The organism is Empedobacter sp. 225-1, assembly GCF_030328185.1.
Lineage (GTDB): Bacteria > Bacteroidota > Bacteroidia > Flavobacteriales > Weeksellaceae > Empedobacter > Empedobacter stercoris.
This window is the reverse complement of sequence record NZ_JACALO010000023.1, coordinates 1-20,729: the sequence shown is the minus strand read 5'-3', so window position 1 is coordinate 20,729 and position 20,729 is coordinate 1. Positions and strand designations below refer to the sequence as shown.

At 31.3% G+C, this 20,729-nt stretch carries 21 protein-coding genes; 13 read left to right on the top strand and 8 right to left on the bottom strand.

What is annotated here, in order from left to right:
• Entirely contained in the window at positions 1–762 is a 762-nt protein-coding gene (locus tag HX088_RS08220; RefSeq protein ID WP_260543178.1) for a LytR/AlgR family response regulator transcription factor, read from the top strand.
• A gap of 128 nt (positions 763–890) precedes the next feature.
• On the opposite strand, the gene HX088_RS08215 is transcribed toward HX088_RS08220, so the two are convergent.
• The 3 genes from HX088_RS08215 to HX088_RS08205 all read right to left on the bottom strand — a co-directional run bounded on the left by HX088_RS08215 (position 891) and on the right by HX088_RS08205 (position 2,569).
• Positions 891–1,154, bottom strand: a complete 264-nt coding sequence (locus tag HX088_RS08215) for a hypothetical protein (RefSeq protein ID WP_260543177.1) — start codon at positions 1,152–1,154, stop codon at positions 891–893.
• Positions 1,142–2,236 (bottom strand): hypothetical protein, encoded by a 1,095-nt coding sequence (locus HX088_RS08210; protein ID WP_286483900.1) that lies wholly within the window; start codon positions 2,234–2,236, stop codon positions 1,142–1,144. The genes HX088_RS08215 and HX088_RS08210 overlap by 13 nt, the downstream gene beginning before the upstream one ends.
• Before the next feature lie 177 nt (positions 2,237–2,413).
• Entirely contained in the window at positions 2,414–2,569 is a 156-nt protein-coding gene (locus HX088_RS08205) for a hypothetical protein (protein WP_260543174.1), read from the bottom strand.
• 246 nt (positions 2,570–2,815) lie between these two features.
• On the opposite strand from HX088_RS08205, the gene ffh reads away from it, so the two are divergent.
• The 6 genes from ffh to HX088_RS08175 all read left to right on the top strand — a co-directional run bounded on the left by ffh (position 2,816) and on the right by HX088_RS08175 (position 7,698).
• A complete protein-coding gene (gene ffh / locus HX088_RS08200) occupies positions 2,816–4,177 on the top strand; it encodes a signal recognition particle protein (RefSeq protein ID WP_171622081.1) in 1,362 nt (453 codons plus the stop codon).
• Positions 4,178–4,446: 269 nt separating this feature from the next.
• Complete coding sequence (gene map / locus HX088_RS08195) at positions 4,447–5,208, top strand: type I methionyl aminopeptidase (RefSeq protein WP_171622082.1); 762 nt, start codon at positions 4,447–4,449, stop codon at positions 5,206–5,208.
• Positions 5,209–5,214: 6 nt separating this feature from the next.
• A complete protein-coding gene (locus tag HX088_RS08190) occupies positions 5,215–5,514 on the top strand; it encodes a hypothetical protein (RefSeq protein WP_171622083.1) in 300 nt (99 codons plus the stop codon).
• Between the two features lie 209 nt (positions 5,515–5,723).
• Positions 5,724–6,296, top strand: coding sequence for a YceI family protein (locus HX088_RS08185; RefSeq protein ID WP_171622084.1), 573 nt, complete (start codon positions 5,724–5,726; stop codon positions 6,294–6,296).
• A gap of 27 nt (positions 6,297–6,323) precedes the next feature.
• Positions 6,324–7,142 (top strand): 4,5-DOPA-extradiol-dioxygenase, encoded by an 819-nt coding sequence (ygiD, locus tag HX088_RS08180; protein WP_502875135.1) that lies wholly within the window; start codon positions 6,324–6,326, stop codon positions 7,140–7,142.
• A gap of 37 nt (positions 7,143–7,179) precedes the next feature.
• The gene (locus tag HX088_RS08175) at positions 7,180–7,698 is read left to right on the top strand and encodes a YceI family protein (protein ID WP_188320206.1); all 519 of its coding nucleotides are present in this window, start codon (positions 7,180–7,182) and stop codon (positions 7,696–7,698) included.
• Between the two features lie 49 nt (positions 7,699–7,747).
• Here HX088_RS08175 and HX088_RS08170 read toward each other — a convergent pair whose 3' ends face one another.
• Entirely contained in the window at positions 7,748–9,217 is a 1,470-nt protein-coding gene (locus tag HX088_RS08170) for an alanine/glycine:cation symporter family protein (protein WP_286483898.1), read from the bottom strand.
• Between the two features lie 230 nt (positions 9,218–9,447).
• Positions 9,448–11,787 carry an ATP-dependent helicase gene (locus HX088_RS08165; protein ID WP_284583696.1) on the bottom strand — a complete coding sequence of 780 codons (2,340 nt, stop codon included), beginning with the start codon at positions 11,785–11,787 and terminating at the stop codon, positions 9,448–9,450.
• Between the two features lie 196 nt (positions 11,788–11,983).
• Here HX088_RS08165 and HX088_RS08160 point away from each other — a divergent pair, with 196 nt between their 5' ends.
• The 4 genes from HX088_RS08160 (at position 11,984) to HX088_RS08145 (ending at position 16,075) form a co-directional block, all read left to right on the top strand.
• Positions 11,984–12,436, top strand: a complete 453-nt coding sequence (locus HX088_RS08160; protein ID WP_286483897.1) for a Fur family transcriptional regulator — start codon at positions 11,984–11,986, stop codon at positions 12,434–12,436.
• A 185-nt stretch (positions 12,437–12,621) separates the two neighbouring features.
• Positions 12,622–14,295, top strand: a complete 1,674-nt coding sequence (locus tag HX088_RS08155) for an OstA-like protein (protein WP_225532412.1) — start codon at positions 12,622–12,624, stop codon at positions 14,293–14,295.
• 39 nt (positions 14,296–14,334) lie between these two features.
• The gene (locus tag HX088_RS08150; RefSeq protein ID WP_171622090.1) at positions 14,335–14,886 is read left to right on the top strand and encodes a hypothetical protein; all 552 of its coding nucleotides are present in this window, start codon (positions 14,335–14,337) and stop codon (positions 14,884–14,886) included.
• A gap of 1 nt (position 14,887) precedes the next feature.
• The gene (locus HX088_RS08145) at positions 14,888–16,075 is read left to right on the top strand and encodes an aspartate aminotransferase family protein (RefSeq protein WP_284583694.1); all 1,188 of its coding nucleotides are present in this window, start codon (positions 14,888–14,890) and stop codon (positions 16,073–16,075) included.
• Positions 16,076–16,121: 46 nt separating this feature from the next.
• On the opposite strand, the gene trmD is transcribed toward HX088_RS08145, so the two are convergent.
• The gene (gene trmD / locus HX088_RS08140) at positions 16,122–16,808 is read right to left on the bottom strand and encodes a tRNA (guanosine(37)-N1)-methyltransferase TrmD (RefSeq protein WP_284583693.1); all 687 of its coding nucleotides are present in this window, start codon (positions 16,806–16,808) and stop codon (positions 16,122–16,124) included.
• Positions 16,809–16,967: 159 nt separating this feature from the next.
• Here trmD and hemB point away from each other — a divergent pair, with 159 nt between their 5' ends.
• Positions 16,968–17,960 (top strand): porphobilinogen synthase, encoded by a 993-nt coding sequence (hemB, locus tag HX088_RS08135; RefSeq protein WP_171622093.1) that lies wholly within the window; start codon positions 16,968–16,970, stop codon positions 17,958–17,960.
• A 122-nt stretch (positions 17,961–18,082) separates the two neighbouring features.
• Here hemB and HX088_RS08130 read toward each other — a convergent pair whose 3' ends face one another.
• Positions 18,083–18,922 carry an aldo/keto reductase gene (locus HX088_RS08130; RefSeq protein WP_286483894.1) on the bottom strand — a complete coding sequence of 280 codons (840 nt, stop codon included), beginning with the start codon at positions 18,920–18,922 and terminating at the stop codon, positions 18,083–18,085.
• Between the two features lie 170 nt (positions 18,923–19,092).
• Between HX088_RS08130 and HX088_RS08125 the strand changes: the two genes are divergently transcribed.
• Positions 19,093–19,395, top strand: a complete 303-nt coding sequence (locus tag HX088_RS08125; protein WP_225539478.1) for a hypothetical protein — start codon at positions 19,093–19,095, stop codon at positions 19,393–19,395.
• A gap of 57 nt (positions 19,396–19,452) precedes the next feature.
• Here HX088_RS08125 and HX088_RS08120 read toward each other — a convergent pair whose 3' ends face one another.
• Positions 19,453–20,604 (bottom strand): FAD-dependent monooxygenase, encoded by a 1,152-nt coding sequence (locus HX088_RS08120; RefSeq protein ID WP_286483892.1) that lies wholly within the window; start codon positions 20,602–20,604, stop codon positions 19,453–19,455.
• Positions 20,605–20,729 lie beyond the last annotated feature (125 nt).

The following is a 20,729-nucleotide window of genomic DNA, read 5'->3' as shown; positions in this document are numbered from 1 at the left end:
ATGAGAATTGCAATTGTAGAAGACGAATTATTAGCTGTAACTTATTTGAAAAATTTGTTAGAGGACCAAACCATTGTTGATGTTTCGTCGATAATAATATTACGTTCTAGAAAACAAGCAATAACATTTTTTAAGGAGCACTCGGTTGATCTGATTTTTATGGATATTCATTTGGGTGATGGAAAAAGTTTTGAGATTTTTCAGGAAGTAGAATTGCTTACACCAATTATTTTTATCACAGCTTATGATGAATATGCAATGAAAGTTTTCAAGCATTTTACGATTGATTATATTCTGAAACCGTTTGAAGTAGAGGAGTTACATATCGCTTTGCAAAAATTTAATTCAATCAGGACAAGTTTTGATATTGCACCAACTTTAAAATCGATAACAGTTTTAGAAAATTCTCCCTCTGAAATTATGCATCGTTTTTTGGTCACAAACGGAAACAAATTACGTTCGGTAGAGGAACACGAAATCGCTTATTTTTTTGCTTCAGGAAAACATCTTTTTATGAAAACAAAAGACGAGCAAACTTATATTTACGATGACACCATAAAGGATATTATAAATAAATTAGATGAAACAATGTTCTTTAAAATCAATCGTAAGTTTATTGTTCACATTGATGCAATTACAGAAATTATCAAACATTCAAGTCAAAAAATAGAAATTTATCTTCAACCAAAACCAGAAACAGAACAAGCTGTTTTTATCAGTAAAACACAGATAAATAGCTGGATGGATTGGATGAATAGATAAAAAAATCTCACATTTGTGAGATTTTAATTGACTTATAAATTTGCTTTTTTATTCTATTTGTTTTAACACTCTATTCGAATGAAATTCTGTAAGAATTTTGTATCGAGAAAAAGAGTTTAAAAATTAGTTTATAAATTTTCTAACATCAAGATAATTTCACTTTCGATACGTTGCATCATTTCAGCAGAAATTTCCAATTGATGTTTTACATTTTCGATTGTATGATAGGTTAATTCTCCTGTTTTTAAATTCAAATTATATTCAATTTGCCCTTCCCAAGAATTACTCGATTCGTAAAATGAAACGTTTTCGAAAGGTAATCGAGGCAAAAGTTCGCCAAAATGTTCTTCTAATTTGATTCTATTTTCTTGCTTGACTGTTAGTTTTTCCATGATTTAATAATCATTGCGTTTGCAGCAGTTTCGTAAAAAATAATCGCTAAAAGTTGTAAAAACTCAGCATGATTTAATTTTCCTTTAACTACTTCGTCTAAATTTGTTTCGTAATATTCTTCAATAGTTTTTGAAATCAATGCTTTAAAATTATCTAATGGTATATTTTGATCTTTCAACTCTTTCATCAAATAATTATCAGAAGCCAAAAAGTCTGGTCGAGTTGTAAAAATAGGAGATTTACGAATATTCAATGCATTGTGTAAAGTTTGCGAAATCAAAACGCCACGTTCCACTTCTTCAAATTCCCATCCTTTACGAATTCTTCTCGGATTATTTTCATAAAAAATATGATTGTGAAAAGCATGAATATGTTTTGCAATATCTGTATTGGTGTGCAAATAAAGGAATTGTAAAATAGAACTAAACAAATGATTTGCATTCAGATTTGCAGGATAATAAGTGTACAACAAAGGATAATGAAATAATGTCGTATACAAAGGCGAAAAACTATCTATAATGTTAAGATTAAGAAGATTTATTCCTTCAAAATCTATTTTTTGATGAGTTTGATAATATGTAATTCCTGCCAAATAAATATCTTCATGACTTAATTCAAATTGATTTAAATATGCACCAATTTGTTTGAAGAAAGAAGTGTTTAAATTGTGATTCGTAATTAACTTATATGTTTTACCTTCAAATTTTTCAATGAAATCTAACTTAAATGTCGACTTTAAATTATCGTTTATAATTGATTCAAAATCAAATGATTTATTTCTAATTTTGTTAACGTAAATTTCGTTGTATGTATAAATAATTTGTTTGATCGGTTCTATGTCTAATGCTTCAAATGGATTGATTTCAGCACTTGACGAAGCATACAATGTAAACAATCGACGGAATTCTTGTTGAATTTTTTCTTCTTCTACAAACATATTCATCAATTGATTGGTATTTGCAGCAATTATACTTTCTCCTAAAAAGAATAACATACCAGCTTTTAAATCATCATCAAAACCACATCTTTCAAGGGTTTGATCAAAGTAAGTTTTGAATGGACTTTCAGTATTTTGGTTCATATCGACTTCTTTATTTTATTATTTAAAGGGTAAAAGTATTGAATTTTTGAGGATATAAACTTGTATTAACAAAAAAAACACTTCGTAAAGAAGTGCTGTTTTTATAAAGTTTATAATTGATCACTTTAGTTACAAACTGCTGTTTTTCTAAAGTAGAAAGCAAATACTTTTGTTCAACTATTGCTTGTTCTTTTTCTGATAATTTTTTTCATAACCTGTCTGTATATCATTTAACGAATTAATTTCTCCATTTTCTAATAAATGATTCTGAAACTTTGTATATCTATCCGCTAATTTTCCAAAAACATCTTTTGCTATTAATGTCTGCTTCATAAATATCTGTTACATAAACCTCATTATCTTGTCCATAAGCTATGGAAAAAAAATAAGTTTGATTACCCTTTGTTTGACTGAAAACCACCTCAGCAACAAAGAATAAAAATAAGACTAAACCTTTTCTCATTCTACCAAATTTTGAAGGCGCAATTTAACTAAAATATTATTGAAGTATGGTGTATTGTGTTATTTTATATTATTCGATATAATTTTTTTATATTTGCGTTCTAAAATTGACTCAAAATGTTTCAAAATCTTCAGGATAAATTAGATAAAGCATTACATACCTTAAAAGGAAAAGGACAAATTACAGAAATTAACGTTGCTGAAACTGTGAAAGAGGTGCGTAGAGCGCTTGTTGATGCTGACGTTAGCTACAAAGTTGCGAAAGATTTTACGAATGTTGTAAAAGAAAAAGCATTAGGAGAAAATGTAATTACTTCGTTAAATCCAGGACAATTAATGGTTAAAATCGTTCATGACGAATTAGCTAAATTAATGGGAGGAGAGGTAACAGAATTAAATATAGATGATAACCCTACGATTATTTTGATTGCAGGTTTGCAAGGTTCTGGTAAAACAACTTTTTCTGGTAAATTGGCAAACTTCCTTAAAACAAAGAAAAACAAAAAAGTATTATTAGTTGCTGGTGACGTTTATCGTCCTGCTGCAATTAATCAACTTCAAGTTTTAGGAGAGCAAATTGGTGTTGATGTCTATGCTGATTTAGAAAATAAAAATCCTGTAGAAATTGCACAGGCCGCAATTGCACAAGCAAAACAAAACGGAAACAATGTAATTATTGTCGATACAGCAGGTCGTTTAGCAATTGATGAACAAATGATGGATGAAATTCGTCGTGTACATCAAACAGTAAATCCTACAGAGACTTTATTTGTTGTAGATTCTATGACAGGGCAAGATGCTGTAAATACAGCAAAAGCTTTCAATGATGTATTGGATTATAACGGTGTTGTTTTAACAAAGTTAGATGGTGACACACGTGGTGGAGCTGCTTTAACGATTAGAACAGTTGTCGATAAACCAATTAAATTTATTTCTACAGGTGAAAAGATGGAAGCGTTAGACGTTTTCTATCCAGAACGTATGGCGGATCGTATTCTTGGAATGGGAGACGTTGTTTCGTTAGTAGAACGAGCTCAAGAGCAATTCGATGAAGAGGAAGCTAAACGTTTGCAAAAGAAAATTGCTAAAAACAGTTTTGATTTCGACGATTTCTTGAAACAAATTCAACAAATCAAACGTATGGGTAATATGAAAGATTTGGTTGGAATGATTCCTGGTGCTGGAAAAGCATTGAAGGATGTAGAGATTGATGATAACGCATTCAAAGGTGTTGAAGCGATTATTCATTCAATGACGAAAAAAGAACGTCAAAATCCAACGATTATTGATAACTCTCGTAAAAAAAGAATAGCAGCAGGGTCGGGGACTTCCTTACAAGAAGTGAATCAATTGTTGAAACAATTCTCTGAAATGGGAAAAATGATGAAATTTATGAATTCTGCGAATGGTAAAAAGATGATGGAAACAATGTCTAAAAATATGCCAGCAGGAGGATTCCCAGGAATGCCAAAAATGTAATTAGTTATATATTATAATATTTTAAACGTTTGAAAACGTAAAATGCTCCAAACTAAGATGTTTTTTTGGAGCATTTTTAGTATAAAATACTAATTAACTCACTTTAAACAAAAAAATCTTTCATTAAAAAATGCATTTAAGAGTTGAAGGAATTTTGTTTAAAAAAATCTATATATCACAAATTTTTATCAAAAAAATCAGATTATTCGTAATAATAACCCGTAAATTTGCAATCGATTTCAGACTTCGAAATCAATAGAATTTAAGCAATGATTATAGAAACAGAGGAAGAGTTAATCGGAATGAAAAAAGTCAGCGAAGCTGTAGCCGTTACTCTTAAAGAGATGAAAGATTATGTAAAACCTGGAATGTCAACAAAAGAATTAGACGATTTTGGAGCTACCATTATGAAGAAATTCGGTTGTAAATCGGCACCTTTTGAGACTTATCAATTTCCTGGTTATACATGCTTAAGTGTAAATGAAGAAATTTGTCACGGAATTCCAAGAGCAGATAAAATCCTTAAAGATGGAGATGTTATCAATATTGATGTCTCTGGTGAATTAGGTGGTTTTTGGGCTGATAACGGTGGGTCAATTGTTGTTGGTGAGGATGTAAACGGTTATCAAAAAATTGTAGATGCTTCAATTTCGGCTCTTCAAAAAGCAATTGGTGCGGTTAAATCTGGCGTTAAAATTGCAGATATTGGTGGTATAATCGAGAAAGAAGCAAAAAAACATCATTATCATGTGATCGAAAATCTGACAGGTCATGGTGTAGGACGTTCTTTACACGAAGAACCTTTAGATTTATTGAATTTTAGAGATATAGATGATAAACGTCGTTTCCGTAAAAATTCGGTTATTGCTTTAGAAACGTTTATTTCAGAAAACTCTTACGAGGCAATAGAACAAGCTGATGGTTGGACAATGATTGGAAATGCACCAGGAGTGTTTGCGCAACATGAGCATACTGTTTTGGTTACATCTGAAGGTCCAATGATTCTGACACATATGAATGGTAATTGGTAAAATTATATGAAGAAAAACGAATATATTAAAATTGACCGTGAAGTGGTCAAAAAGATGAGCGAAGATATACAAGCTTATTTAGTAGAAAATAACCTTGAACATGTTAAAACAAAAGACATGATGCCTTTCTTAATTGAAAAAGGATATTTTCCTCATGATCGCAAAAAAGGATATCCTTTGCGTCAAATTTTAACTGATCTTAAAAAGTCAGAAGAGTTACATTTATTACCTCAAGCTTTTCCAGAATATTTGGAAATTGAAAATAAAAAAACTTCTACATATTGGTATTTTAGTCCAGTAAAATAAAGCATAAGCACTTCGAAAGAAGTGCTTATTTATTTTGTATTGGTTTGATTTTCAAGTGATATTGGAATATTAATTGATGCTGTTTAAAAAGACGTTTTATAAATGTAACAAGAAATAGCTCATTTCTTATCTTAAGTCAATGAAATACGGATGTGACCTAAGTTACCTTTGCAGTATCAATAATTAATAAAAGATCAAAAATAGACAAAATGAAAAAATTATTATTCACTTTATTGTTATCAGCAGCATCAATCTCTGCATTTGCTCAAAACTATACAAATGATAAAGCACATTCAAAATTAGGGTTTTCTGTATCTCACATGACGATATCTGATGTAGAAGGACAATTTAATAATTTTGATGCTCATTTAAACTTTACAAAAGAAGATTTAAGTGATGCTAAATTTCATGTAATTGCTGATGTTAATTCGATCAACACAGGTATCGAAGCGCGTGACAATCACTTGAAATCAGCCGATTTCTTTAATACAGCTAAAAATTCTAAATTAGAGTTTTCTTCAAAAGGAATTACACGCGTTAAAGGAAATCAATTTAAAATGACTGGAGATTTAACATTGAATGGTGTTACAAAACCAGTTGCTTTAAAATTAGTGTACAACGGAAGCATTAACAATAATGGTGTTAAAACTTACGGATTTACAGTAAAAGGTAATGTAAAAAGAAGTGATTTTAATGTGGGAGGAAACTTTCCAGAAGCTGTTGTAGGTGATGTCGTTACATTAACATCTAATCTTGAATTTGCTACACCAAAAGCAAAATAAATTTTAAAAAAATAAACTATAAAAATCGTGAATTTCAATACGTTAAAATCTGTTACTTCAAGTTTTAGTAAAACAGAAAAAATGCCAGTATTATTTTTAGGTCATGGTTCACCAATGAACGCCATCGAAGAAAATATATTTGTTGAAGGATGGAGAAATATTGGAAAAACAATCCCAAAACCAAATGCTATTTTATGTATTTCGGCGCATTGGGAAACAAAAGGAACGAAGGTGACTGCTATGCAACAACCTAAAACCATTCACGATTTTTATGGTTTTCCTCAAGCTTTATTCGACGTTCAATACCCAGCAGCAGGAAGTCCTGAATTAGCAAATGAGATTAAAAATTTAATTAAAACGACACCAATCGATTTAGATCACATATGGGGTTTTGATCATGGTTCTTGGAGTGTAATTAAATTTTTGTATCCAAATGCGGATGTTCCGATGATAGAACTAAGTTTAGATGTTTTTAAAACGCCAAAAGAACATTACGAATTAGCAAAAGAGTTAGATGCTATGCGAAGTAAAGGAGTTTTAATTGTAGGAAGTGGAAATGTTGTTCATAATTTAAGAACTTTAAATTGGAACGAACCAACCGCCGGCTATGATTGGGCTTATGAGGTAAACGATAACTTCAAAAATATTGTTCAATCAGGTAATCATGATGAATTATTCCATTTCGTGCAAAAGGGAACTGCTTATAATATGGCGATTCCTTCGATGGAACATTATTTACCAGCTGTCTACGCATTAGCATTGCAAGACAAAAAAGAAGAGGTAACAATTTTTAACGATCATTTAATTTATGGTTCATTGGGAATGTTATCTTTTAAAATAGGTTAAAGAAATTTAACAATTTAAATAACAATAAAAACAATTTATTATGACAAAATGGAATTTAGATCCGTCTCATTCAGAGGTTCAATTTAAAGTAAAACATATGGTGATTTCTACAGTAACTGGAAATTTTGATCATTTTGAAGCAGATGTAGAAAGCAACAGCGATGATTTTTCAGAAGCAAAATTTGCATTTGATGCAAAAATTGATTCTATAAATACAAGAAATGCCGATCGTGATGGACATTTAAAATCAGTTGATTTTTTTGCAGCAGATCAATTTCCAGAATTAAAATTTAAAAGTACTTCAGGAATTAAAAATGGTAAAATTGAAGGAATTTTAGAAATTCGTGGAGAGAAAAAACCTATTACGTTAGATGCAGATTTTGGAGGTGTAATCAAAGATCCTTATGGTTTAACTCGTGCTGGATTCGAATTTACAGGAGAAATAAATCGTAAAGATTTCGGATTAGGATGGAGTCAAGTTACAGAAGCAGGAGGATTAGTTGTATCTGATAAAGTAAAATTATTGGTAAACTTAGAGTTTACTCAAGCCCAATAATCTATAAGTTTTAATAGCAAAAAAAGCCACTTAATTAAGTGGCTTTTTTTTATTCAGTTTTATTTTTATTCTCCCAGAAAGTGGCATTTTTAATACCTATTTCTAATGGATTAAAATCTGGGTTTTGAATACCTTTTTTACGTTTGTCTTTGTAATCTTTCCAAACTTTAAGTCCAACTCCACTTAACAATAAAATAGCAATAATATTTACCCAAGCCATTAGTCCAACACCAATATCACCAATAGCCCAAGCTGTTTCAGCTGTTTTAATTGTTCCATAATATGTTGCACCTAAAAAACAAACTCTCAAAATCCATACATAAACTTTACGATTTCCTTTCTTAAAAATATAAGTGATATTTGTTTCAGCGTAATAATAATACGCCATAATCGTAGTAAAGGCAAAAAAGAAAAGAGCTATCGCTACAAAGCTATTTCCAAATGTAGGGAAATGACTTGAAACAGCAGCTTGCGTAAAACCTGTATAATCTACACCAGGAAGATTTTGCGTGATATAACTTCCAGCATTTTCAGGGTGATTAACATTATATTTACCTGTAAATAAGATCATAAAAGCTGTGGCTGTACACACAAATAAAGTATCGATATAAACAGAGAATGCTTGAACTAAACCTTGTTGAGCAGGATGATTAACTTCGGATGCTGCAGCGGCATGAGGAGCAGTACCCTGTCCAGCTTCATTTGAATAAATCCCTCTTTTAATTCCCCAAGCTATAGCAGAACCAAAAACTCCACTGTAAAGAGATTCTTGATTAAATGCTGAAGAAATAATTAACCGTAGAACAGAAGGAATTTGATGAAAATTCATCCCAATAATTACAATAGCCATTAAAATATAAGCACCAGCCATAAATGGAACGATAAATTCGGATGCTTGTCCTAAACGCTTTACACCTCCAAAAATGATTAATGCTAATAAACCAATAATACTAATACCAATAATATTGATAGGTATTCCAATAACGTTAAATGCAGGAATATCAAAAGCATTGTTTAAAGCAGAAGAAATACTGTTTGATTGCACTCCAGGTAACAAAATACCACAACTTACCATCGTAATAATAGCAAATAAAATTGCATACCATTTTATACCTAATCCTTTTTCGATGTAATACGAAGGTCCTCCACGGTATTCACCATCTATTTCTTGTTTATAAACTTGTCCTAAAGTTGATTCGATAAAAGCAGATGCGCTTCCTAAAAATGCAATAAACCACATCCAAAAGATTGCTCCCGGGCCTCCCATAGCGATTGCTGTTGCTGCACCTACAATATTTCCTGTACCAACACGTCCCGAAATAGCTAATGAAAAGGCTTGAAATGGTGTAATTCCTTTATCTGATTTATTACCACTAAAAAGTAAACGCACCATATCTTTTAAGTAAGTAATTTGTAGAAAACCTGTACGAATCGAAAAGTAAATTCCAGTTAATGCGCAAAGTCCAATCAAAGCATACGACCAAACGTAGCCACTTACGATATTTATAATATCATCCATTGAATAAAAATTTGTTCTTGTGTTTATTTGTGATGCTAAAATGCTAAAAAAATCTTAATAATAATCTCTAATCTATTTATTTATTCAAAAAAATTATTAATTCGAAGAAATATATTCTAAATTTTGAAGATAATGCAATTAAATATTTGGTTTAACTAATATTGATTAAATAATTGATTTTCAAATAAAAAAGACTACATGTATCTGTAGTCTTTTCATTATCAATGTATTTATCGAATTACTTTTAGCTTAGCGAAATTTAAAAGCAATTTCTTTTCTCCAGCATTATCAAAATGTATAATTGCTTTCATATCCGAAGGTTCACCTTGTAAATCTTTTACGACTCCACGCCCAAAACGATCGTGAACAACGACTTGTCCAATTTGTAGACCTTGTGCGTTAGCAGGTGAAGTTCCGCTACTTTTAGTTTGATTTACAGGTTTGAAATTTGCACGAGGCTGTGCAGATTCAACCCTTGCACGTGGATTTTGTCTTGCCACAGATTTTTCTCTTTGTTGATAGGGTTGAGGTGTTGGTTCGTCACCAAAAAGATCTGCGGATAAACCACTATTGTTACTTGCTCTTGCAGAAATATGTAAATTTTTCCATTCTAAGAAACGATCATCAATTTCTTCTAAGAAACGAGATGGTTCGCAATCAATAATTTTTCCCCATCGAAAACGAGAAACGGAATAGGTCATATATGCAACTTTCTCCGCTCGTGTTAAAGCAACATAAAATAATCGACGTTCTTCTTCCAATTCAGCACGCGTGTTCACACTCATCATAGAAGGAAAAAGGTTTTCTTCTAGTCCAGCAATAAAAACGACAGGAAATTCTAAACCTTTTGCTAAGTGAACAGTCATCAAATTTACTTTGTTATCATCGTCTTCTTCGTTATCTGCATCGGTTGCTAAAGCAATGTTTTCTAAAAAACCTCCTAATGATGCATCTCCTTCGTCTAATTGTTGTTGTTCTTCAACATATCCTTGAATAGAGTTTAATAATTCTTGCACGTTTTCTAAACGCGAAACACCTTCTGGCGTTGAATCTTCTTTTAGTGCATTCAATAATTGTGTTGTTTTCGCCATTTCCATTGTTACTTCGTAAACGTCATGTGATTTTAACATGACTTGGAAACGTTTAATCATCAATACAAAATCATTTAATTTATTGGATGTTCCAGCATTAATACCAATCGTTGGCGCATACATCGCTATATTTTCAATTAATGAAAATAAACTCATTTGATGTTGATCAGCTGCCACTAAAAGTTTAGAAATCGTCGTTTGACCAATACCTCTTGCAGGATAATTAATTGTACGTAATAAAGCTTCTTCATCATTCTGATTGATCAATAGTCGCATATAGCCAACCATATCTTTAATCTCTTTACGCTGATAGAAAGAAGTTCCTCCATAAACACGGTACTGAATTCCTTTCTTTCGTAAAGCTTCTTCTAAAGCACGAGATTGCGCATTAGTACGATATAAAATAGCAAAATCTTTCGGCTGTAAATGCTCATTGATTTGTCTTTCCCAGATTTGAGTCGCAATAAAACGAGCTTCATCCGCATCTGAAAGACCTCTATAAATGGCAATTTTTTCTCCAGTTTCGTTTGCAGTCCAAACGTTTTTCTCTAATTGGTCTTGATTCTGTTTAATAATTTGATTCGCCGCTTCGACAATCATTTGTGTAGAGCGATAATTCTGTTCCAACGGATACATTTTTGCATCTGGATAATCAGATTTAAAGGATAATATATTTCGAATGTTAGCACCACGGAAAGCATAAATTGATTGAGCGTCATCGCCAACTACACATAGGTTTTCATAACGAGATGCTAATGCTTTTACAATCAAATATTGCGAATGATTAGTATCTTGGTACTCATCCACCATTATATATTTAAAACGTTCTTGATATTTTGCTAAAACTTCTGGAAAACGCGTCAAAATTTCGTTGGTACGCAACAATAAATCGTCAAAATCCATTGCGCCAGATTTGAAACATCGGTCGACATACGCTCTGTAAATATCACCCATTCGAGGTCGCATTGCTTCGTTATCTGCTTCAATTAATGCTTGATTGTTGTGATATGCTCTTACCGTAATCAAGTTATTTTTGTATTGTGAAATACGTCCTAAAACTTGTTTTGGTTTATAAATATCTTTATCTAAATGCAATTCGTTAATAATCTTTGTCATTACCGAAACAGCATCTTGTTGATCGTAAATTGTAAAATCTGATGGATAACCTAATAATGGTGCTTCTACACGAAGAATTCTTGCAAAAACAGAGTGAAAGGTACCCATCCAAAGCGACTTGGCATTTGATTCTCCTACAACTTGTCCAATACGTTCTTTCATTTCACGTGCTGCCTTATTGGTAAAGGTTAATGATAAAATATTAAACGCATCAACACCTTTGTTTAATAAATGAGCAATTCGATAGGTTAAAACTCTTGTTTTTCCAGAACCTGCACCTGCAATAACCATTACAGGACCTTCAGTTGCTTCTACAGCTAATCGCTGCGGTTCGTTTAGTTTTTCTAAATAATTTTGTTCCATCGTGTACAAAGTTAACCTTTGTCGTGTAAAGGATAAAATAATTTTAAAAGATTATATATCTTTCTGAATAGGGATGTTGATATAATATTTGTATTTATAAAATTAAGTTATAATGAGATAGATAATAGAAACTATTTGTAGGGATTATCGTTGTTTTCATTTAGAAATAATTCCTATATTTACACAAATTTTTTATATGACAGACGAATCAGTAAAATTAAGTAATTACGAAGTAGTAAAGCAAGTGTTTACGAATTTCTTGGAAGGACATGGACATCGTAAAACACCTGAGCGTTATGCTATTTTAGAGGAAATTTATTTTACAGATGATCATTTTGATATAGATATGTTGTATATCAAAATGAAAAATAAGAAATACCGCGTAAGCCGTGCTACATTATACAATACAATTGAATTGTTGATGGATGCTAAATTGGTTCGTAAACATCAATTTGGAGATCAACAAGCACATTACGAAAAATCATATTTCGATAAAAATCATGACCACATAATTTTGGCTGATACGGGAGAAGTTTTAGAATTTTGTGACCCAAGAATTCAATCAATTAAACAAACAATTGAAGAGGTTTTTGATATCAAAATTGATAATCATTCATTGTACTTCTACGGGACAAGAAATAAAAAATAAACTTGATTTTAAAGACATATACCAAGACCTTTTATTTGATAAAAGGTCTTTTTTAATTTTGTGAAAAGTTTAAGTAATCAGACGCTTTATAACTATATAAATAATTTTTTGGACTAAAAAAATAATACTAATTTTGGCTAACACTTTTTTGAAGTGAACGAAAGATTAAATTAAACCAGAAGTAATTGTTAATTAACTATATCAATATAAATAAAACAGGAATAAAAGTAGCTTTTTTACTATCATGTTTTATGGCGTTAAGTGTTTTTGCGCAACAAAAACCGAAAAAAGAAAAAGTTGTTTTAAAACACGCTGATTTAACAGAACGTAATCCGAAATTATTTGAGGGTAACGAATTTCTATCAGGTAATGTTGTCATCGAATATAAAGGTGATGTGATTTCTGCTGATAGTGCAGTTTTATACCGTGATAAAAATTTAGCTGTCGTATGGTCGAATGCACGTTTAGTAAGTAAAGACAAAACAATTACGGCACATAAAATGGAATATGATGGGAATACAACTGTTGCAAAAGCTTTTACAGACGTTGTATTAACAGATCCAACTTCTCGTATTACCGCAGATTATATGGACTATAATCGAACAACGGAAATCGCAACTGGGATTGGAAAAGTAGAAGTAAAAACACCTACACAACAAATTAGTTCCGAAAAAATGATTTACGAACGATTGACAGGTAATATCATTGTGAATGATAATTATAAAACAATTGGTTCTGACGGTACATTAGTAGAAGGAAAGAATGTTGTGTATAATGTAAAAGAAAAATCAGCTACATTTGGTTCAGAAGTTTTTATTACGAATAAAGATTATACCATTTATTCGAGAAAAATGACGACGAATGATATAACTGGAATTACAACTTTCCGTGATTATTCTAAAATTACTCGTCGAAACGATCCATCACAATACATTATTACTTCGGACGGAGATTTTAATAAACAGACAGGAGAAGCTTGGCTAAGAGAAAACTCGAAAGTATATTATCAAAATAAAACCTTAACTGCAAAAAATCTATATTTTAACGATAAAACTGGTTTTGGAAAAGGAGAAGGTGATGTATTTTTAGATGATCCATTAGAAAAAAGATTCTTGAAAGGAGATTATGGAGAAGCATTCAAATATTTAGATTCTGCGTTTGTAACAAAAAATGCTTATGCTGTAAAAGCGTTTGATAAAGACTCACTTTACATTAGTGCCGACACTTTGTTAGCTGTAAAACGTCACGATGTTGATTCGACATCATTAGTTAAAGCTTTTCATAAAGCACGTTTTTATAAATCGAATGCGAACGGAAAAGCTGACTCATTGGTGTATAATCAAACAAAAGGTTTAATGCAATTCTATAAAGATCCTATTCTTTGGTCGGATGACAATCAAGTAACTGGTGATTTTATCGAAGCATATACCAATGCTAAAACAGAGAAAATCGATTCGATGAAAGTGTTCAACAATGCATTTGTAATTGCAAAAGTTGATACGATTTCAGAAAATGAATTTCATCAAATTAAAGGGAAATATTTAACCGTTCTTTTTCAAGATGATAAAATAGATTTTATCGACGTCGAAGAAAATGCAGTAGCTCTAACTTATATGGACGATACTGATCCGAAAACAAAAGAAAGAGAACGATATGGTGTTAATATTTCGTATTGTGGAATTATTGAAGCTGATGTTGTTGGAAATGAAGTAGAGTTGGTAGCTTGCCGAATTAAATCAGATGGAAAAATGTATCCTTTGTCTAAATTTCCTGAAGAAATGCGTTATTTACCCGATTTTAAATGGCGAATTTCTGAGCGTTTAAACAAATGGCAAGACATTTTTATCAAATCGAAATAATCTTTTCTTAAATTATTCGTTTAATCTCTAAAATTATAAATGAAAACTACATCTATTATATTATCTCTCGTTTTACTAACAAGTTGTTATACTTACACTGCTTTTGATCCTGAAGAATATGCTGCTGAGATGGCAAAAAATGCTAATCAGCCAACAAATCTAAAAGAAAGAAGTCGTGTTAGAGCAGAACTCTCTCAATCGAAAAGAGCAAGACAAGATCCAAATCAAGATGTAAACAGTTCAACAGCAAGAATTAGTAAAACAGAAATGGATGAATTCAAATCAAATCAAAAAACATCAACTGAAGATAAAATAGCGATAGATCCTTCTACAATAAAGATTACAGATGTGATTAAACCTGATAATTTTTATAAAGTTGATACACAAGGAAAAGAGTATACGATTGAGGCTAAACAATGGAAAGCTGATACTTTATATGCTGTTGTAAAAGGAACAGAAAAAGAATTAAAATTTCATAAAAACGATATTTCTACATTCAAAATAAGAAAATTTTCAAAAGGTAAGTCAGACGCTTTAACTGTTGCATCGTACGCAATAGGAGGAGCAGCTGCACTTTTATTATTAAAATAAAATGGGAACATTAAAAGAAGAATTTTTTCAATACCAAGCGCAAACAACAAATTTCGCTTCTGGTTTTGAAGTTGATTACGCAAAAGGCTCTTATATCTATGGAAAAGATGGAAGAGCCTATCTTGATTTTGTAGCTGGCGTTTCTGTCAACACGCTTGGTCATAGCCATCCGCGAATCAATCAGGCGATCATCAATCAAGTGAATAAATATATGCATGTTGCTGTTTATGGAGAATATGCACAAGAAAAACCAGTAGAATTATGTAAACGTTTGGTCGATTTAACACCAAAAGGTTTAGATCAAGTATATTTGGTTAATTCGGGTACAGAAGCAATCGAAGCTTCGTTAAAATTAGCAAAACGCTATACAGGACGACGTCAATTGGTGTCTTTTCGAAATGCTTACCATGGGAATACTCATGGATCGTTAAGTGTGTCTGGTGACGAACGTAAAAAAGCAGCGTTTCGACCATTATTACCTGAAGTTTATTTCATAAATTTTAATAATGAAGAAGATTTACAAAAGATAACAACTGAAACAGCAGGTGTAATAGTTGAAAGTATTCGAGGTGCTTCTGGTTTTCGTTTGCCTGAAAACGACTTTTTTATTAAATTAAAAAAACGTTGTGATGAGGTCGGTGCTTTGTTGATAATGGACGAAATTCAGCCAGGTTTTGGTCGTACTGGAAAATTGTTTGGTTTCGAGCACTTTGGTGTCGTTCCAGATATTGTAGCAATGGGAAAAGGAATGGCAAGCGGACTACCTGTTGGTGCGTTTATGACATCGAATGAAATTATGAGTTCTCTAAAACAAAATCCTCAGTTAGGACATATCACGACTTTTGGTGGAAATCCAGTAATTGCTGCAGCAGCTTTAGAACTATTAAATGTATTGGAAGAAGAAAATTTAATGGATGATATCGAACGCAAAGAACAATTGTTTAGAGATAACTTGAAACATCCTAAAATTAAGAAAATTCATGGTAAAGGCTTGATGTTAGCACCAGAATTATTTTCACCAGAATATACTTTAAGAGTTCAACAAGAATGTATGAATCGTGGTTTGATTCTTTTCTTTTTGATGTATAGTATAGAAAATTTAAGAATTACGCCTCCAATTAATATTTCAGATGAAGATATTATCAAAGGATGTGAGATTTTGAAATCTGTTTTAAACGATTTAGATTAATTAATATACTAAAAAAACTTCAGAATTTTCTGAAGTTTTTTTAGTATTATTTATTTCGTTTTTCTAACAAATCTGGACGACGAGCTTTCGTACGTTCAACTGCTTTATCGTGTAGCCATTCTTCTATTTTTGGGAAATTACCAGACAATAATATTTCTGGAACTTTATGACCTTTATAATCTGCAGGGCGCGTATAAATTGGCGGCGCTAATAAATCATCTTGAAAAGAATCTGAAAGTGCAGAAGTTTCGTCACCAATTACACCTGGTAATAAACGAATAATAGAATCGGCTAAAATAATCGCACCAAATTCTCCTCCAGAAAGTACGTAATCACCAATCGAAATTTCTCGCGTCACATACATATCACGAATGCGTTGATCGATTCCTTTGTAATGCCCACAAATCATCATCAAATTACCTTTTAAAGATAAATCATTCGCTATATTTTGATTCAATGTTTCGCCATCTGGCGTTAAATAGATAATTTCATCATATTCGCGTTCCTCTTTTAGTTTCGAAATCATTTTATCCAAAGGTTCGCACATAATTACCATTCCAGAAGTTCCTCCATACGGATAGTCGTCCACATGACGATAACGACCTTTTCCAAATTCTCTCAAATCATGAACATGAATTTCGGCCAAACCTTTGTCTTGTGCACGTTTCATAATCGAAGCAGAAAATGGACTAACTAATAATTCGGGTAAAACAGTGATAATATCTATTCGCATGGTGCAAAGATATTTGTTTAACTACGTTTGCGCAAGTTTAAAAGTCAAATTGATGATAAAAGAAACTCTGTTTTTTTATACATTTATAAATATAATTGATATTATTCATTGGACTAAATCGAATATAAACCTTTAAATTTGTGCTAAAATTTTATCAAAATGTTTATATATAACAGACATAGAAGACTTCGTAAAAACGAATCTATTCGTAGTATGATTCGTGAAAATCATTTATCTCCAAACGATTTTATTTTACCAATTTTTGTGGCTGAAGGTGAGGGTGTAAAAGAAGAAATTGAAGCTATGCCTGGTATCTATCGTCATTCAATTGATAATACAGTAAAGGAAGTAAAAGAAATTTGGGATTTAGGTATTAAATCTGTTAATATATATTGTAAAGTTAGTGACAACTTAAAAGATAACACTGGAAAAGAAGCTTGGAATCCTAATGGCTTAATGCAAAATACAATTAAAGCGATTAAAGATGCAGTTCCTGAAATGATTGTAATGCCTGACGTTGCATTAGATCCATTTTCTATTTATGGACATGATGGAATTATTAAAAATGGTGAAGTTTTAAATGACGAAACAGTGGAAGCATTGGTTAAAATGACTTTATCTCATGCCGAAGCTGGTGCTGATTTTGTTGCGCCTTCTGATATGATGGATGGTCGAATAGGAGCTATGCGTATGGCTTTAGAAGAAAACGGTTTTCATAATGTTGGAATTATGACGTATGCTGCTAAATATGCTTCATCTTTTTATGGGCCCTTCCGTACAGCATTAGATTCTGCACCTGTAGAAGATCAAAGTATCCCTCAAGATAAAAAAACCTACCAAATGGATTTTCATAATTCTCAAGAAGCATTGCGCGAAGCAATTGCAGATGTAGAGGAAGGAGCTGATATTTTGATGGTAAAACCAGGTATGGCTTATTTGGATATCGTAAAAATGGTGAAAGATAATTTACAAGTTCCGGTATCTGTTTTTCAAGTTTCTGGTGAATATGCAATGATAAAAGCAGCAGCAGAAAAAGGTTGGATCGATCATGATAAAATTATGTTAGAAACCTTAACTTGTTTTAAAAGAGCAGGAGCAGACCTAATTTCAACTTATTTTGCAAAAGAAGCTGCAAGATTATTGAATGAATAATTTTTTGAGATTAATAATTTACAAAAAAAACAGATTAGATATTTTCTAATCTGTTTTTTTTATGAATTGACTTTTTCTAAATAAAACACAAAATCATTGTTAAAATGGTTGAATTAAATAGATTAAAACTCAATCAAAGAAGGGTTCAATCCAGAAAAACCATCAGCAGGCATTTCATCAATTGCTTTAATATCTTCTGCACTCAATTTAAAATTATTGGAAGTCAAATTTGCTTCAATATTTTTTTCTGAAGAGGAACGAGGAAGTGGTAAAATTTCTTTTGCTAAACAATAATTAATACAAATTTGTCCAACCGAAACATTGTATTTATTGGCTAATGAAACGATCAATTCATTTTCTAAAATACGGCCAGATCCAAGCGGGCTCCATGCTTGTACCAATAAATCGTTTTGTTTACAAAAATCGACTAATTCTGGCTGAGAATGCCCTGGATGAATTTCAATTTGATTGACCATTGGTTTGATTTTAGCAGTTTCAAACAAAGCTTCTAAATGGTTGATATTAAAATTACTTACACCAATCGCTTTTGCTTTTCCAGAAGTATAAATTTCTTCAAAAGCACGCCAAGTAGAAGCGTTTAACGCTGCCCAATTATCAGGAAATTGCGTTTCATTTGCAGGCCAATGAATCAAATACAAATCCAAATAATCTGTTTGTAAATCGGTCAAAGTTTGCTCAAATGCTACCAATGCTTTTTCGTATCCACGCTCAGAATTCCAACATTTAGATGTAATAAATAGTTCTTTACGATCGATGTTTTGAGATTGTAAAACAACTCCTATTTCTTTTTCATTTTTGTAGATTGCAGCTGTGTCTATATGCGTATAACCCTTTTCTAATGCTATTTTTAGAGGTTCTGTTACTTTTTCACCTTCCAATAACCATGTTCCGAAACCAATTGCAGGTATATCAATTCCGTTTGATATTTTAAAATTCTTCATTTTTTTTGATTTAATACTATTTCAAATTTATTTCAATTTGATCGATTTCAATAAATAGAAGACGTTAATTCTTATGTTAAAACTCATTTTATGAATTCTTATTTTTAATTGTTTGTTTCTAAAATAGTTCTATATTTATTCACGAAAAGTAATGGAAAAAAATAAATAAAATGACACAATTTACAGGAACGATTGAGGATTTTATGAATACACACGAAGAATTTATAAATACATTAATTCTTAAAAAAATCAACGAACAGGTAGAGATAAGTAATGATGTTGAAGTGGATATTCTGAATAATGAATTGATTCAACAAAAGTTAGATGATTTAAAAGAACATTTAGGCGATTTATTCGAAAATGAATTTGGTGATTGGGAAATCACAATGGATTTAGAATCATTTGAAACTGAATTTAATAAGCACTTTCAATTATCTAAAAAAGAATTGAAAGAAAATGTGCTGTTGAAGTAAATTAGAAATGTCATTCTGAAAAATTTCAATATACGAGTCGGAATGACATTTTTTTAATTAAACCTTCATAAAATCTTCTTCTAATAAGTCTTCCAAAGGACTTTGAGTAATAGATTGCGGTAAATTTCGAAAAGCAAAATTTCGAAGATTCATCAAAAATTTATTATCAACTTGAGCAATTTTTCCAGCCAAACGAGAAGTGTCAATGATATAATGTGTACGTTTTAATCGACGTAAATTATAATCTTCAAAAGCTAATAATACATCTGTTTCTTTTTTGATCAATTCATCAAACAAAACACAAACGTCTTCTACAGCCATACAGGCTCCTTGCCCCATATTTGGTGTAGTTGCATGCGCGGCATCACCAATCAATAAAACACGATTAAACGCATAATTGTTAATTGGTTTAATATCCATTATAGGTGTTGTAATTACATTTTGTGACTTTGTTTTTTGCAATGTACTCCTGATTTGTCCTGAATAATCCTTAAACAGATTTTTGATATCTCTTAAAGTATAGTTGTAAACCTCAGAATTTAATTTTGTATTAACGCAAGCATACCAATAAATTTGATTGTTGATTAAAGGAGTCAAACCAAAACGACCATTTGGTCCCCATGTTTCGATGCTTTTTTTAGAGTTATACGTGTTGTCTTCGACAATTGCGCGCCAACAAATATATCCTGCATAACGAGGCGTAGATTGTTTTAATAATTGTTGACGAATTGTAGAATTTATTCCATCAGCTCCAATTAAATAATCGCCTTCTGTAGAAGTTCCATCTTCAAAATGAAGGACAACTTTTTCAAAACTTTGTTCAAAGAATTTGACTTTTTTAGAAGTTTTAATTTTATTGAAATCAATTTTTGAAACTAAAAAATGATGTAAATCGGCACGATGAATAGCAAAATTTTCGTTGTTATAGTTTTTTCTTAATCGTTCTGTATCTGCTTTCAAAATGGTTTTTTCTTTCCAATCCTGAATTTCAAAGTCTTCTAACATATGCCCCAAAGGAGCAACTTCTTCAGCTAATCCAAGAATTTCGAAAGCTTTCATTGCATTAGAAGCTAATCCAAAACCAGCACCAATTCCACGAACTTCTGATGATGCTTCAAAAATTTCGTAATCATAATTTAAGTCTTGAAGAACTTTTGCTAAAGTTAATCCAGCTATACCAGCACCAGCAATTAAGAATTTTTTACCCATTGATTAAAATAAAGTTCAAAATTAATCATTCTACTATAAACCAAAAAGAAAGAAGCCGTCTCAATATTAAAATTTGAGGCGGTTTTTTTTATTTGAATTAATTTCCAATAAAATTTCATCATTTT

Excerpts from the sequence above, each read along its gene's own strand:
- HX088_RS08220 (WP_260543178.1), top strand. The coding sequence starts at position 1 with ATGAGAATTGCAATTGTAGAAGACGAATTATTAGCTGTAACTTATTTG.
- HX088_RS08215 (WP_260543177.1), bottom strand. The coding sequence starts at position 1,154 with ATGGAAAAACTAACAGTCAAGCAAGAAAATAGAATCAAATTAGAAGAA.
- HX088_RS08210 (WP_286483900.1), bottom strand. The coding sequence starts at position 2,236 with ATGAACCAAAATACTGAAAGTCCATTCAAAACTTACTTTGATCAAACC.
- HX088_RS08205 (WP_260543174.1), bottom strand. The coding sequence starts at position 2,569 with ATGAAGCAGACATTAATAGCAAAAGATGTTTTTGGAAAATTAGCGGAT.
- ffh (WP_171622081.1), top strand. The coding sequence starts at position 2,816 with ATGTTTCAAAATCTTCAGGATAAATTAGATAAAGCATTACATACCTTA.
- map (WP_171622082.1), top strand. The coding sequence starts at position 4,447 with ATGATTATAGAAACAGAGGAAGAGTTAATCGGAATGAAAAAAGTCAGC.
- HX088_RS08190 (WP_171622083.1), top strand. The coding sequence starts at position 5,215 with ATGAAGAAAAACGAATATATTAAAATTGACCGTGAAGTGGTCAAAAAG.
- HX088_RS08185 (WP_171622084.1), top strand. The coding sequence starts at position 5,724 with ATGAAAAAATTATTATTCACTTTATTGTTATCAGCAGCATCAATCTCT.
- HX088_RS08170 (WP_286483898.1), bottom strand. The coding sequence starts at position 9,217 with ATGGATGATATTATAAATATCGTAAGTGGCTACGTTTGGTCGTATGCT.
- HX088_RS08165 (WP_284583696.1), bottom strand. The coding sequence starts at position 11,787 with ATGGAACAAAATTATTTAGAAAAACTAAACGAACCGCAGCGATTAGCT.
- HX088_RS08160 (WP_286483897.1), top strand. The coding sequence starts at position 11,984 with ATGACAGACGAATCAGTAAAATTAAGTAATTACGAAGTAGTAAAGCAA.
- HX088_RS08150 (WP_171622090.1), top strand. The coding sequence starts at position 14,335 with ATGAAAACTACATCTATTATATTATCTCTCGTTTTACTAACAAGTTGT.
- HX088_RS08145 (WP_284583694.1), top strand. The coding sequence starts at position 14,888 with ATGGGAACATTAAAAGAAGAATTTTTTCAATACCAAGCGCAAACAACA.
- trmD (WP_284583693.1), bottom strand. The coding sequence starts at position 16,808 with ATGCGAATAGATATTATCACTGTTTTACCCGAATTATTAGTTAGTCCA.
- hemB (WP_171622093.1), top strand. The coding sequence starts at position 16,968 with ATGTTTATATATAACAGACATAGAAGACTTCGTAAAAACGAATCTATT.
- HX088_RS08130 (WP_286483894.1), bottom strand. The coding sequence starts at position 18,922 with ATGAAGAATTTTAAAATATCAAACGGAATTGATATACCTGCAATTGGT.
- HX088_RS08125 (WP_225539478.1), top strand. The coding sequence starts at position 19,093 with ATGACACAATTTACAGGAACGATTGAGGATTTTATGAATACACACGAA.
- HX088_RS08120 (WP_286483892.1), bottom strand. The coding sequence starts at position 20,604 with ATGGGTAAAAAATTCTTAATTGCTGGTGCTGGTATAGCTGGATTAACT.